At 62.7% G+C, this 13,833-nt stretch carries 10 protein-coding genes; all 10 read right to left on the minus strand.

The annotated features are described in order from the left end of the window. Positions 1–15: 15 nt before the first annotated feature. Positions 16–675, minus strand: coding sequence for a glycosyltransferase (locus tag ACP7A2_RS04155; protein WP_426133206.1), 660 nt, complete (start codon positions 673–675; stop codon positions 16–18). After that, a complete protein-coding gene (locus ACP7A2_RS04160) occupies positions 672–1,271 on the minus strand; it encodes an SAM-dependent methyltransferase (RefSeq protein WP_426133207.1) in 600 nt (199 codons plus the stop codon). The genes ACP7A2_RS04155 and ACP7A2_RS04160 overlap by 4 nt, the downstream gene beginning before the upstream one ends. Next, positions 1,268–2,026, minus strand: coding sequence for a PIG-L deacetylase family protein (locus ACP7A2_RS04165; protein WP_426133208.1), 759 nt, complete (start codon positions 2,024–2,026; stop codon positions 1,268–1,270). Before ACP7A2_RS04165 ends, ACP7A2_RS04160 begins: the two co-directional genes overlap by 4 nt. Then, a complete protein-coding gene (locus ACP7A2_RS04170) occupies positions 2,023–3,021 on the minus strand; it encodes an acyl-CoA dehydrogenase family protein (protein ID WP_426133209.1) in 999 nt (332 codons plus the stop codon). Before ACP7A2_RS04170 ends, ACP7A2_RS04165 begins: the two co-directional genes overlap by 4 nt. A 1-nt stretch (position 3,022) precedes the next feature. Beyond that, positions 3,023–5,182 carry a glycogen debranching protein GlgX gene (gene glgX, locus ACP7A2_RS04175; RefSeq protein WP_426133210.1) on the minus strand — a complete coding sequence of 720 codons (2,160 nt, stop codon included), beginning with the start codon at positions 5,180–5,182 and terminating at the stop codon, positions 3,023–3,025. A gap of 176 nt (positions 5,183–5,358) precedes the next feature. Next, the gene (locus tag ACP7A2_RS04180; protein WP_426133211.1) at positions 5,359–5,613 is read right to left on the minus strand and encodes a DUF2934 domain-containing protein; all 255 of its coding nucleotides are present in this window, start codon (positions 5,611–5,613) and stop codon (positions 5,359–5,361) included. 23 nt (positions 5,614–5,636) lie between these two features. Then, positions 5,637–8,381, minus strand: coding sequence for a malto-oligosyltrehalose synthase (locus ACP7A2_RS04185; protein WP_426133212.1), 2,745 nt, complete (start codon positions 8,379–8,381; stop codon positions 5,637–5,639). Further along, positions 8,378–10,462, minus strand: coding sequence for a 4-alpha-glucanotransferase (gene malQ, locus ACP7A2_RS04190; RefSeq protein ID WP_426133213.1), 2,085 nt, complete (start codon positions 10,460–10,462; stop codon positions 8,378–8,380). Before malQ ends, ACP7A2_RS04185 begins: the two co-directional genes overlap by 4 nt. Further along, a complete protein-coding gene (treZ, locus tag ACP7A2_RS04195) occupies positions 10,459–12,204 on the minus strand; it encodes a malto-oligosyltrehalose trehalohydrolase (RefSeq protein WP_426133214.1) in 1,746 nt (581 codons plus the stop codon). The genes malQ and treZ overlap by 4 nt, the downstream gene beginning before the upstream one ends. Positions 12,205–12,224: 20 nt before the next feature. Beyond that, positions 12,225–13,781: a glycogen synthase GlgA gene (glgA, locus tag ACP7A2_RS04200; RefSeq protein WP_426133215.1), complete on the minus strand. Its 1,557-nt coding sequence runs from the start codon at positions 13,779–13,781 to the stop codon at positions 12,225–12,227. Positions 13,782–13,833 lie beyond the last annotated feature (52 nt).

Genomic DNA, 13,833 nt, shown 5'->3' on the forward strand with positions numbered 1-13,833 from the left:
AAACGTGGAAAATTTTCAGGTCGCGTGCATCAGGCTTTTCAAGTAATCGCCAAAGCCACCTTCGGCGCGGCAATCCAGCCGCGCGCTGGTGATGACCTGCGGGGTGTGGCTCCAGGCAATCGAGGCACCGCAACGTTCCAGGTTACGCACTAACTGCACGTCTTCGTGGCACGCCAGCGGCTCGAACCCTCCGGCCTGCACATACGCGCTGGCACTCACGCCCAGGTTGGCGCCGTGAATATGCCGGTGGCCATCCCGGGCCTGATACGCCTGGTTGTAGCGAATCTGCGCGGCCGGGTCGAAACCCTCACTCCAGGCGTCTACCGTAACCGTGCCGCACACGGCATCCACGCCCAGTGCCAGCTGCGCCACCAGCCAGTCGGGGGCGACACGGCTGTCGGCATCGGTGCAGGAAATCCAGCGCGCACCTTGGTTCAACAAATGCCGCGCGCCCACGCCGCGCACCTGCCCGACATTGCGCGCCTGCACGTGCAGGCTCTGCACCGGATACGCCTGGGCAATCGCCGCACTGCGATCGCTGCAGGTGTCGAGGACCGCGAGTATCTGCACGGCTTCGCCGAGTAACCCAGGGTGGCTGGCGGCAATCAACGCAGCTTCCAGGCATTCGCCCAGCAGCGCTTCTTCATTGTGCACCGGGATCAGAATGCCGATCATCGCAAGCCCTCATGGGTCGCGACCGAGGTGCCGTCGCGGCTCCACAGGTCGAGTAGAAAATCACTGTCATGATGCTGCGAGACATGGTGCATCCCGAGCCGCTGTTCAAGCGCGGCGTGCACCTGCTCAGCCGTTTGTGGGCAACCCTGAATCGCGGGGCGCCAATGACAGGCGAGCAGTTGCCCGTCATCGGTCAAGGAGGCGAGGGCGCGGTCGATCAACGTGTTCAAGTCATCGGCGTCGAGGTAGTAGCACAACTCGCTCAGCACGATCAGGTCGAACGGGCCGGGAGGCCATTGTTCAGGCAAGCGGCTTTGCACGACGTGGGCATGGGGAAAGCCCAGTAACCGGGTTTTCGCCAACTCGACGGCAGCACTGGCGGTGTCGCAACACAGCAGGCGATCACAGCGTGCGGCCAATTCGGCGCTCAGTTCACCGTTGGCACAGCCAGGCTCGAAAATCGAGGCGTAACGCGGGCGCGTCAGCACCGCGAGGGTCATGGCACGCTTGCGCCGTTCATACCAGCGCTGACGAAAGGCCCAAGGGTCGTCATTGCCGGCGAACAGCTCATCGAAGTAGGGCGTGGCAACACTCATACAAACACCACTTCAAAAGGTTGCAGCAGGCGCTCCACCACATAGGGCGCGAGTACCGGCGGCAGGCCAATCTGCGGGTCGCCTTCCAACTGGCTGGCGAACGCGTGAATAGCGTGACGTTTACGCGCCACGGCCTCGGGTGTCAGCGCGATCTTCCGCGCGCGGTGCCATGGCACCTGGCTGTCTTCGGGGGTTGCCCAGTGCCAGGTCCACACCGGCAGTTCATACACCGTGGCACCTACCGCAAGGGCTGCCTTGGCGCTGGCGCGGCCGACGGCTTCGTGGTCGCAATGCCCGTCTTCGCGCCAGGTGGTGAACAGCACGTCATTGGGCTTGAGATGCCGCTCGATAAACGCACTCAGCTCTTGCTCCCGCGCGGCAACCTGGCTGTCGGAAAAACCTGCGCGCAGCCATTTCAAACTGTGCAACGGCAAGCCCAGGCGATGCAGCGCCTGCGCCGACTCCTGCGGGCGCACCACGCTCAAGCGCTCCACCGGCCAGCGCCTGGAACCGGGGTGGCTGGCACTGCCGTCGGTGACGGAAATCAGTTGAATCGGGCGTCCGAGCGTGGCCAAGCCTTGCAACAGCCCGCCACACCCGAGCACTTCATCATCCGGATGGGGCGCCACGATCACCGCGCGATGGCCTTCGGGCACCAACTGTTCGACGCTGATGTGCGGCAACTCGGCCATGTGCGACGAAGACTGCCACTGATGCAGCGGCGTGCCCTGGCCGACAATGGGATTGGGTTTCATAGTTGCCACCTTCCTGTGGGTTCGCCGGCGACCAGTTCGCCCAGGGCAGCCAGGTCGCGTTCGGCATGGCTTTGCCGCACGTACACCGGCAGGTCCGCCATCAACTGGGCGAAATGCGGGTCCTTGCAATACGGCCCTGCGCCGACCGCGCGCCCGACATGGTGAATAACCTGTTCCACCGTGTCTTCTATCGAGGCGCGTACCTGTTGGGCCAAGCGCCGCGCGTTTGCCTTGGGTTCACGGTCGAGCTGTTCAGCACTGTGGCGCAACACACACGCGGCACTGTTTAACACGCTGTCCACCGCGCCCAAATGCGCCAACGCATGGGGCTCCGGACGCTTGCTGCATTGCTCGCGCAATGCCTCGGCCAGACGCTGCGCAGCGCCGTACCAGCATGCGGCGATGCCAATGCCGCCCTGCCAGAAACCCGGGCGCGACAAATAATCGCCCGGCCCGCCCACCGCAATGCCCCGGGCGGCGTCGAAGACAATCTCGACGCTGCCAGTGGCGGCCATGCCCACGGCGTTCCAGCCTTTGTCCGTCACGGTGATGCCCGGTTGGCGCATCTCCACGGCGACCAACTGCTGGTGGTCCTCTTCGTCCCACGCGGTCAACAGCCCATGGCTGACAACCGCCGCCCCGGAACACCAGGCCTTGCACCCGTCAACGATCAACCGGTGGCCATCACGGCGCACCCGCACCTTGTTGGTGGGTGGCTCGGCGGCCCACATGCCCCAAGTGCTACCCAAGGGCGGCAATGGGCTGCCGAGTTCGGCGATGATCGCCAGGGCATCGGTGTGACCCTCGAACAACTTGCACAGGCGCAGGTCATGCCCGGCCACTTGCGCCAGGCGGCTGAACCGCGCCAGCGTCTGCCCGCTGCCGGGTAACGGCAGCTGGTCCAGGCCTTCTTCCTGAAGCGCCTTCAGGGCATCGCCCAGGGCTTGCGTGTCCGCGTAGCCCCGGTTGCCTTGAAGGAATCCATGCAGGGCCATGTCACACCTCGTCGTCGCGCTGCAGTTCAAACAGCAACAGGGAGCGGCCGGTCACGGCGTACTCATGCTCGAATTCAAAGCGTTCCTGGCCACGCACGGCCGGTGCATTGGTGTCGAGCATGCAGGTCCAGAACTCACCTTCAGGCACCGGCGGCAGGCGGAAATTGACCATGTCGTGGTGGGCGTTTACCACCAGCAACAAGGTGGCATCTGCACCGGCACGGCGAATCCCGGTCTCCTGGGCGCGGCCATCCATCAACATGCCCAGGCAGCGACCGTGGCTGTCTTGCCACTGCTCGATGGTCATCTCGTTGCCATCCGGCGCCAGCCAAGTAACGTCCTTGACGCCGATATCCTCGTTGTAGTCGCCCACCAGGAAGCGCCCACGGCGCAGGATCGGATAAGCCAGACGCAGCTTGATCAGGCGTTTTACAAACTTGAGCAGCGCCTTGCCGTCTTCGTCCAGGTCCCAGTTGACCCAGCCGATTTCGCTGTCCTGGCAATACGCGTTGTTGTTGCCGTGCTGGGTACGCGCAAATTCGTCACCGGCCACCAGCATCGGCGTGCCTTGGGACAGCAGGAGCGTGGCGAAGAAGTTGCGCATTTGGCGCAGGCGCAGCGCATTGATTTCCGGGTCTTCGGTCGGGCCTTCGACGCCGTGGTTCCAGGACAGGTTGTTGTTGCTGCCGTCCTGATTGTTTTCGTCGTTGGCTTCGTTGTGCTTGTCGTTGTACGACACCAGATCGTGCAGGGTGAAACCGTCATGGGCGGTGATGAAGTTCACCGAGCTGTACGGACGACGGCCACGGTGGTTGAACATCTCACCGGAGGCGGTCATGCGCGCAGCGAAGTCCGCCAACTGACCGTCGTCACCTTTCCAGAACGCGCGCACGGTGTCGCGGAAACGGTCGTTCCATTCCACCCAGCCCGGCGGGAAGTTGCCGACCTGGTAGCCGCCGGGGCCGCAGTCCCACGGTTCGGCGATCATTTTCAACTGGCGCAGCACCGGGTCTTGACGGCACGCCACGAGGAAGCTGTGACGCTCGTCGAAACCGTCGCGGTAGCGGCCAAGAATTGTCGCCAAGTCAAAGCGGAAACCGTCCACGTGCATCTCGGTGGCCCAGTAACGCAGGGAGTCGGTGACCATCTGCAGCACGCACGGGTGGCTCAAGTCCAGCGTGTTACCGGTGCCGGAATCGTTGATGTAGAAGCGTTTGTCGTCGGGCATCAAGCGGTAGTACGAGGCGTTGTCGATGCCGCGCATCGACAGGGTCGGGCCGCGCTCGTTGCCTTCGGCGGTGTGGTTGTAGACCACGTCGAGGATCACCTCGAGCTTGGCTTCGTGCAGGTGCGCGACCATCTCCTTGAACTCGGCGATCTTGCCGCTGGCAAGGTAGCGCGGGTCCGGGGCGAAAAACGCGATGCTGTTATAGCCCCAGTAGTTGGTCATGCCTTTTTGCAGCAGGTGCTGATCGTTGACAAAAGCGTGCACCGGCAGCAGCTCCACCGACGACACACCCAACTGGCGGATGTGCTTGAGCACGTCGTCTTCCATCAAGCCGGCGCAGGTACCGCGCACCGATTCGCCCACCGACGGGTGACGCATGCTGATGCCGCGCAGATGGGTTTCATAGATGATCGTGCGATCCCATGGCACCCGCACTGGCTGGTCGTTGCCCCAGGTGTGAGCGGGGTCGATGACTTTGCACTTGGGCACAAACGGCGCGCTGTCGCGTTCATCGAAGCTGAGGTCGTCGTCGGGGTGGCCGATGGTGTAGCCGAACAGCGCTTCGGACCATTTGAGTTCGCCCACCAGCTGTTTGGCGTAGGGGTCGATCAGCAATTTGTTGTGGTTGAAGCGGTGGCCGTTGGCCGGGTCATACGCACCGTACACGCGGTAGCCGTAAATCAGCCCGGGGTGGGCGTCGGGCAGGTAGCCGTGGAAGGTTTCGTCGGTGTACTCGGGCAGTTCGATGCGTTCCAGTTCAACTTCGCCGGTGTCATCGAACAGGCACAATTCCACTTTGGTGGCGTTGGCCGAGAACAGTGCAAAGTTGACGCCCAGACCATCCCAGGTCGCGCCGAGGGGGAAGGGCAAACCTTCACGAATCCGCGACGGCTCGTTTTCCGGCGTCGGTTGGCTATTTTCGGGTTTGCTCATTGTTGAATTGCTCCTGCAAGGGTCTTTTTCAGGCCGAACGCGGCCGTGCTGACGGTACGTCAGACAAAAATCGTTTGGATTGCATCATGCCTGTGGGAGCGAGCTTGCCTGCGATAGCGGCGGTACTTTCAACATCGCTATCGCGGGCAAGCCCGCTCCCACAGGGGCATAGTCGGTTAGCCGGCGGGCTTGGGTGGCGCCTTGGGCTTTTTCGGCGCAGCGGGCTTCGCGGCGGCGGGCTTGGCTTTGGGAGCTGGCTTGGGTGCGGTTTTGGGCTTGGCAGCCGCTTTTGGCTTGCTCGGCGTCAGCGCTTCGGCTTCTGCCAGTTTGCGCGCCATGTCCCAGTGGCGGGCATCTTCACCATGGGGTTTGCCTTCCGATTCCCAGATCTGATGTGCCAACTCGCGAATACGTTTGTCTTCAGTACTCATCACAATGCTCCTCACAGAAATTTTCAGCTTTCTTGATCATCAGGATTGATAAAGACATTGACCGGGAAATCCCCCAGGGCAGTGCTGATCAGCAGCTCCTTGTCTGGTGTGACTGCGCCTGTTTGAAAAAGTCCCTTCCAGTTTTGCGTTGTGGCGGCGAACGGTAATTTCACCCGCGTATCGCCCCAAACCTGGGCATCGATGCGCGGCAGCACACCGTTTTCAAGCAAGCTGTGCGGCCAGCGCGGCACTATCACCAGCAGGCGTTTGCCCGCGTGTTCGCGACAAAAGGCGACGACGTTTTCTGCGTGTTTGCCGATGACTTCCAGCGGTGTGTAGCTGCCGCTGTGCAAGAGTTCGGGGTCGGCTGCTCGCAACGCCAACACCTGGGCGATCAGCGCCTGCTTGATGCGCCCGTCGCGCCAGTTGAACAGCAGTTCGTCGATGTCCGGCGGGGTGTTCAGCGCCCGTTGCCGTGCGTTGAAATCCACCGGGCGGCGGTTGTCCGGATCGACCAGGCTGAAGTCCCAGAACTCATCGCCCTGGTACAAGTCGGGCACGCCCGGCACGGTCATGCGAAGCAAGGTTTGCGCCAGCCCGTTCAGGGCACCCGCCGGGGCGATAGCCTGAGCGGCCTCGGCCAGGGCGTTGCGCAAGGCCCGGCCTTCTTCGTCCAGTAGCAGGCGCGAGAGGAACGCTTCGACGCCTTTTTCATACGCCTCGTTCGGTGCACTCCAACTGCTCTGTAATTTGGCTTCGCGCAGGGCTTTTTGCTGCCACTGCCACAGGCGTTCCTGATAGCCCTCAAGGTTCAGGTCCAGCGGCCAGCTGCCGAGCAATACCTGATAAAGAATCAGCTCATCGCCCGCAGAGGGGCTATCGGGGTCTGTTCGCAGAGGCGCCGCCAGCGTGCGCCAGTGCTCAACCTGTTCGACGTACCACGGGGCGCACTCGCTGAGCACGGCCAGGCGCGCACGGGTGTCTTCGCCACGTTTGTGGTCGTGGGTGGCGGTGGCCAGCAGGTTGTCGGGGAAGCTCTCCAAGCGCTGGCTGTTGATGGCGTGGAACTCGGCCACGGGCGCACTGAACTGCTCGGTGCTGAAGCCCACGTCATTACGTGACAGCAAGACCGCCGAGCGATAAAACGCAGTGTCTTCCACCGCCTTGGCAGCGGCGGGTGACGTCAGTTGCTGGAAGCGCACGCAGGCATGTTTGAGGATCTTGCGTTCACGGCCCACCGGGCGGTTACGCCACGGTTGACCACCGAGCCATTTCTCCAGGTGGTCGAGCACCGGCCAGTCGCCTTCGCCCAAGGTGCTGCGCGCGCCTTGCATGGCTTGCTGGAAAACCACGTCGTCCGCTGCACTGCGGCCGCGTGCACTGATATAGGTGCGGTACACCGGGAAGTGCACGATCAGCTCCTGCAACGCCCGGCGGATCGCGCCGAGGGTCAGGTCGCGGGTCATCACATCGTCACGGGCCACTTGCAGCAGGGCCTGGGCCACGCTTTCAAAGTCGCCGCCGAGGGAACCATTGAGGATTTGCTGGCGCGCCAGCCGGGCTTCTTCGATAAACGCCGAAGGCCGTTCGCTGTGGCGCGTCCACAGTTCGGCGAGGGGTTCGAAACCGGCGGGATCATGTTGCAGCAGCGACAGCTGATTCATGAACTCGTAACCGGTGGTGCCATCCACTTGCCAGTCTTCACGCAGGGTTTCGCCTTCGCCGAGGATTTTCTCGACGAAGATCGGCAAGTGCCGCGCAGGTGACAGTGAGTCCACGCGGCGGCGCAGCTTGCGGCAATAACCGCGCGGATCAGCCAGCCCGTCGATATGGTCGATGCGCAGGCCATCCACCAGGCCTTCACTGATCAACTGGAAAATCTTGCCATGGGTGGCTTCGAACACGGCGGTGCGTTCAACCCGCAGGCCGCCCAGTTCGTTGACGTCGAAGAAGCGCCGCCAGTTGATGTCGTCGGCCGCCGTGCGCCAACTGGCGAGGTGGTAAGTCTGCTGTTCGAGCAATTGATGCAAGCGCTTGAAGCCCTCGGGTTGACGACTGTCAAACTCGCGCAGCCGCGCTTCGATGGCCGGCAGCACCTCGGTTGCACGCTCGGCCAACGCTTGCTTGAGCCACGCCGCTTCGTGGTAGGCGTCGTCTTGATAAGTGAGGGCAGTGAAGCGCTCGGCCAGCGGTTTGAGCAATTCATCGGTACCCAGAATCGCCGCATAGTCCCGCGGGCAAATCGGGAAGCGATGCTCGTAATGCTCAACGTAAAACGAGCCGTGGGCGGCATCGAAATGCAGGGTCAGGGTGCCGGTTTGCAGGGCTTCGCCGTAATCACTGCCCAGAAACGGCATCAGCAATTGGCCCTTGAGCAATGGGTCGGGCGAGTGCCACTGAATATCGAAAAACTCGCTGTAGGGGCTCAATCGCCCCCATTCCAGCAGGTCGAGCCACCACGCGTTATCCGCGCCGCCCACGGCCATATGGTTGGAGACGATATCCAGAATCAGCCCCATCTGGTGTTCGCGCAGCGCTGCAACCAGGCGCCGCAGCGCCGGTTCACCGCCCAACTCGGGGTTCACCGTTGTCGGGTCCACCACGTCATAACCGTGCATGGAGCCGGCGCGGGCGCTGAGCAGGGGCGAGGCATACAGGTGGCTGATGCCCAGTTGAGCAAAATACGGCACCAGCGGTACCGCATCGTCCAGGGTAAAACCTTTATGGAATTGCAGGCGCTGGGTAGCGCGCAGGGGAACAGCTTTCATCGGTCACGCTCATGGGCTTGGTTGCGCGCGACGGCCAGGAGTTCCAGGCGGCGGGCGGCATTGTCATTGTCGAGCAGGCTCGCGGCTTCGCCCGGCAGGCGTCGGCGCCAGTTGGGATGGGTGTCGGTGGTGCCTGGCAAGTTGGGTTGCTCCACAAGGCTCAGGGCATCTTCCAGCGGCAGCAGCACCAGCGGCGCACGGGTGTGGCCGAGGTAGCGCACGCTGGCGTCGATCATGTGGTCGGTCTCGTTGCGAATCTCGTCGACGAAATTCTGCGGGTCCTGGCTCAAGGCCTGGCGCAGCGCCTGGCGTTCGCGCAAACGGTGCTCGCTCCATTGCTCCACGGTCGGCGCATCGATCAAGCCGAGCTGAATGTTCCATTCGATATCACGGCTGTGCCACCAGCCGTTGAGGGTCGGCAAATCATGGGTGCTGGTGGTTGCCAGGGCGTTGTCCGGCCAGTCGAGGATCGGCCTGAACTGGCCGTCGTTGCCTTGTTCGAACAGCAGCACGCGCATGCCCAGAATCGAACGCCCGATCAGTTTTTCGCGCAGGCCATCCGGCACGGTGCCGAGGTCTTCGCCGAGCACAATGGCTTGGTGACGATGAGACTCCAGCGCCAGCAAGCGCAGCATGTCGTCCACCGGGTAATACAGGTAGGCGCCTTCGCGGGGCGAAGCGTCCATCGGAATCACCCACAGCCGTTGCAGGCCCATCACGTGGTCGATGCGCAGGCCGCCGGCGTGGGCGAAGTTGGCGCGCAGCATTTCGATAAAGGCGCGAAAACCATTGCGCTTGAGGCCTTCGGGCGAAAACGCGGAAATGCCCCAGCCTTGGCCGGCGCGGTTGAGAATGTCGGGGGGCGCGCCGACGGTGAGGTCGGCGAGCAATTCATCCTGACGGCTCCACGCCTGGCTGCCGCCGCCATCAGCGCCCACGGCGAGGTCGGCAATCAAGCCAACGCCCATGCCGCTGCCGCGTGCCGCCTGTTGCGCGCGCGCAAGGCTGCGCGCGATCAACCACTGGCTGAAGGCAAAAAAGCCGATTTCGTCACGGTGCTCCTCGGCAAACTGCACCAGCGCCGGGCTTTGCGGGTTGCGCCATGCTTCGGGCCAGTGCCGCCAGTCGAGGTCTTCACCGGCGGCCGCGCGCACCGCTTGCACGGCTTCGAAACGGCAATGGTTTTCCAGGGCTTCGCCACCGGCCTGGCGGAAGCTCAGGAAGTCGGCCTGTTGCGGATGCCCGCCGTGACGGAAGTCTTCATACAGTACGCGCAGCAGGCGTTGTTTGGCCTTGGCCGCAGCGGGCCAGTCGATCAGGGCCTGCTGTTCCAGCGTGTGCAGCTCATCCGCCAACCCGGCTGCCTCAATGGCGTTGCGCACTTCGCGTTCACCCAGGATGCAGGCGGGCGACGCATACAGGCTGTTGAGAAACAGCCGGCTGGAGGGTGAATACGGGCTGTAGCGCTCGGGGTCGGCGCTGAACATCGCGTGCATCGGGCTGATGGCCAGTGCGTCGGCACCGCGCTCGGCGGCGGAACGGACCAGATGCTCAAGCGCCAGGGTGTCGCCAAAACCGCCGTCACCGAGGCGGCGCAGCGAATACAGTTGCGCGCTCAGGCCCCAGGCGCGGGCGGTTTGGGTGTCGACCGCTTCAGCCACGCTGTAGCAATGGGTAGGCGCCACGGCGAGGGTGAAGTCTTGGTCGCCGATATGCACCTGGTGATAGCCCAGGGCTACGATGCCCGGCAACACCGCATCGCCGTCCAGGCGCAACTCCAGGGTTTCGCCGTTTTCCAGGTTGACCCGGCACAGCGTGTCGGGTTCGAAGTAGCGCGCCAGGTCGAGGCTTTCGCCGCTGTCGATAGTCAACAGGGGCGGAAGGTGTTTGTCTTGTTGCACCTGTTCCAGTTCGAGCAGGCTGGCGTCGATCTCGGCGTCAGTCTCGGCCGGGTGGCCCAGGCCTTTGAGAACGGCACGCAGGGCGTCGGGCTTCACGTGTTGCAGGCGGCCATTGGCGTCAATCCAATCGACGGCCAGGCCCGCGCGGCTGGCGAGAATTTCCAGGTTCGCTTCGCTCAAGAGTGCTCTCCAACAGGGGATAGGGCGACGCGCGCGCTGTACGGCGCCAACTGCGCCTCATCACCGGCAGGCGTCGTAAATAACAGATGGGGCGGCGCCGGGAAGTTCAGCGGTTCGGCGCCCAGGTTCAAGTCGATTTGCAGCACGCTGCCGTTGCCCAGGCGCCAGCGGGCGCTGACGGCGCCGTCGGCCAGCACCTGCGCCCCGAGTGCCACGCTGCCAGGCACGTGCGGCACGATATGCAGGTGGCGCAGGCCCAGCAGCTGACGATAAAACTGGGTATGTTCATTTTCGACAAACTTCGGCGCCGATTGCAGAAACGTCGGCAAGGCGTTGGGATCAGGAATGCGTTCACGCCGCTCCGGGTCCTGGAACGCGGCAAAGTCGGCAAACTCGTTGCGACGGCCTTCGCGCACCGCCTCCGCCAGTTCGCCGTGGTGGTCGGTAAAAAACAGGAAAGGTTCAGCGGCGTTGGTCTCATCGCCCATGAACATCATCGGAATCATGGGCGACAGCAGCAGCAGTGTGGTTGCCGCTTTCAGCGCCTGGGGCGAGCAGAGTTGGTGCAGGCGCTCACCGAAGGCGCGATTGCCGATCTGGTCATGGTTCTGCAAAAACAGCACGAAAGCACTCGGCGGTAAATGCCCGCTGGGTTCGCCGCGTACATGCCCGTGGCGGGTGGTTTCGCCCTGATAGATAAAGCCCTCGCTCAGGCAGCGCGCCAGCTTGGCCGTGGTGTCTTTGGCGAAGTCGTTGTAATAGGCATCGGTTTCGCCGGTAAGCAGCACGTGCAGGGCGTTATGGCCGTCGTCGTTCCACTGCGCGTCAAAATCATGCTCGAGCAAGCTGGCCTGATTGAATTCATTCTCCAGCACCAGCCACACGTGGCGGCCGATGTCGGCCTGCTTGCGCACGCGTTGGGCCAGCTCCTTCAGAAACCCCGGGTTGTCGATGGCGTGCACCGCGTCCAGGCGCAGGCCGTCGAAGCGGTACTCGAGCAACCACATCAATGCGTTATCGAGGAAAAAGTCGCGCACTTCCCGGCGATCAAAATCAATCCCCGCGCCCCACGGCGTGTGCACGTCTTCTTCAAAGAAGTTTTTGGCGTACTGGCCCAGGTAGTTACCGTCGGGCCCGAAGTGGTTGTAGACCACGTCAAGAATCACCGCCAGGCCGTGTTCATGGGCGCTGTCGATCAGGTGTTTGAGTTGTTCGGGGGTGCCATACGAGGCTTGAGGCGCGTAGGGCAGCACGCCGTCGTAACCCCAATTGCGAACACCGGGAAACTGCGCCAATGGCATCAGCTCAATCGCGGTCACGCCCATTTCTGCCAGGCGAGGCAACTGAGCTTCGACGCCGGCATAGCCACCCAGCGCGCCCACATGCAGTTCGTAGATGACCGCCTCGTGCCACGGGCGGCCTTGCCAGTTGCTGTGTCGCCATTGGTAGGCGAGCGGGTCGACGACCAGGCTCCAACCATGCACATCCAGGGCCTGAGCCCTGGAGGCTGGGTCGGGAACATCCATCTCGCCGTCGATGTTGTAGCGATAGCGCGTGCCCGCCGGGCACTGTATTTCTGTTTCGAACCAGCCATCTGCCTGAGGCAGCATGGCGAACGATTTGCCGTCTTCCAATTCAACGCTGACATAAAACGCGTCTGGCGCCCACAAGGCGAAACGCGTGTGTTGCGCGTCCAGCATAATTGCGCCGTGGGGCCAGGTTTCCAGAGTCCTTAACGGCATCTATAGAGACCTCCCTTTGATTATTTAGCGGATTTCCCCAGTGCTTTAGCCACCAGTTGTTCGTACAGCTCGGCGTAGGGTTCTACCGCCTGGCTCCAGTTAAACGGTTGAGTCATGGCGCGCGAACGCATGGCGTTGAGCAGGCCTGGGAAGCCGAACACCTTAAAGGCGCGGGTTAGCGCTTCTTTATAGCTGTCGACTGTGGATTCATTGAACAAAAAGCCGGTGACGCCATTTTCAATGGTGTCGGCCAGACCGCCAGTGTTGCGTGCGACCGGCAGCGAGCCGAACCGCTGGGCGTACATCTGGCTCAAGCCACACGGCTCATAGCGCGATGGCATCAGCAGGAAGTCACTGCCGGCGAACATGCGGCGGGCATCGGTTTCATTGAAGCCGATACGCACACCCACTTGGCCGGGGAAGCGCAACGCCAGCTCACGCATGGCTTGCTCTTCTTCTGGCTCACCGCGACCGATGATCGCGATTTGACCGCCTTGCTCAACAATAAAGCTGGCAACGGCTTCGGTCAGGTCCAGGCCTTTCTGGTAGACCAGGCGTGACACCACAGCGAACAGCGGGCCAGTGGAGTCATGCAGGCCAAACAATTCACGCACGTGCGCGGCGTTGATGGCCTTGCCTTCCCAGTCGCCAATATTGAAGTTGTGCATCAGGTGCGGGTCGGTCGAGGTTTCCCAGCTGTCTTCAATACCGTTGGGGATACCGCTGAGCAGACCTTGCTGGGTCTTGCTGGCGAGAAAACCATCCAGGCCACAGCCGAATTCGGGGGTGGTGATTTCCTGGGCGTACGTGGCGCTCACCGTAGTGATATGGCTGGAGTACGCCATGCCGGCCTTGAGGAACGACATCTTGCCGTAGAACTCCATGCCTTCCTGTTGCAAGGCATGCGGCGGGATACCCAGCTCGGGAGTGCACCCCAGGCTAACCACGCCCTGGTAGGCCAGGTTATGGATAGTGAACAAGGTGGGCGTGCGCGACCCGCGCCAGTGCATGTACGCCGGGGCCAGGCCAGCCGGCCAGTCGTGGGCGTGCACCAGGTCCGGGCACCAATGAATTTGCGCCAGGTTGGCGGCAATATCAGCGGCAGCCAGGCCCAGGCGGGCGAAGCGAATATGGTTGTCCGGCCAGTCGCGACCGTTGTTGGCGCCGTAGGGCGTGCCTTCGCGCTCGTAAAGCTCAGGGCAGATCAGTACATAGATGACCAGGCCGTCCTTGAGGTCCATGCGCCCGATCTTGCACGGCGGCAGCGCGGCGTGGCCGCCCAGCTCACCGATGATATGAATCGGGTTGTCGCTTTCCATTACCTGCGGGTAGCCCGGGATCAGCACGCGCACATCGTGCAAATGTGCCATGGCGCGGGGCAGGGCGGCGGACACGTCGCCCAGACCACCGGTTTTTACCAGGTCGGCAAACTCGGAGGTAACAAACAGCACCTTCTTGCGATTCGGGTTCTGACTCACGATCGGCCGCACAGTGTTGGGCAGGTCGGCCAAGGAAGTAGGCCCCCCTACCGGCTGACTAACACGCTCTCCCTGAGTATTTAAAGCGGCACTGATCATACTGCACTCCCACATTTTGGTGGGCTAATGGCCCGCTGCCATTAGCTCCGAA

It is taken from the genome of Pseudomonas sp. PWP3-1b2, from assembly GCF_049896045.1.
In the GTDB taxonomy this organism is placed as follows: Bacteria; Pseudomonadota; Gammaproteobacteria; order Pseudomonadales; family Pseudomonadaceae; genus Aquipseudomonas; species Aquipseudomonas antarctica_B.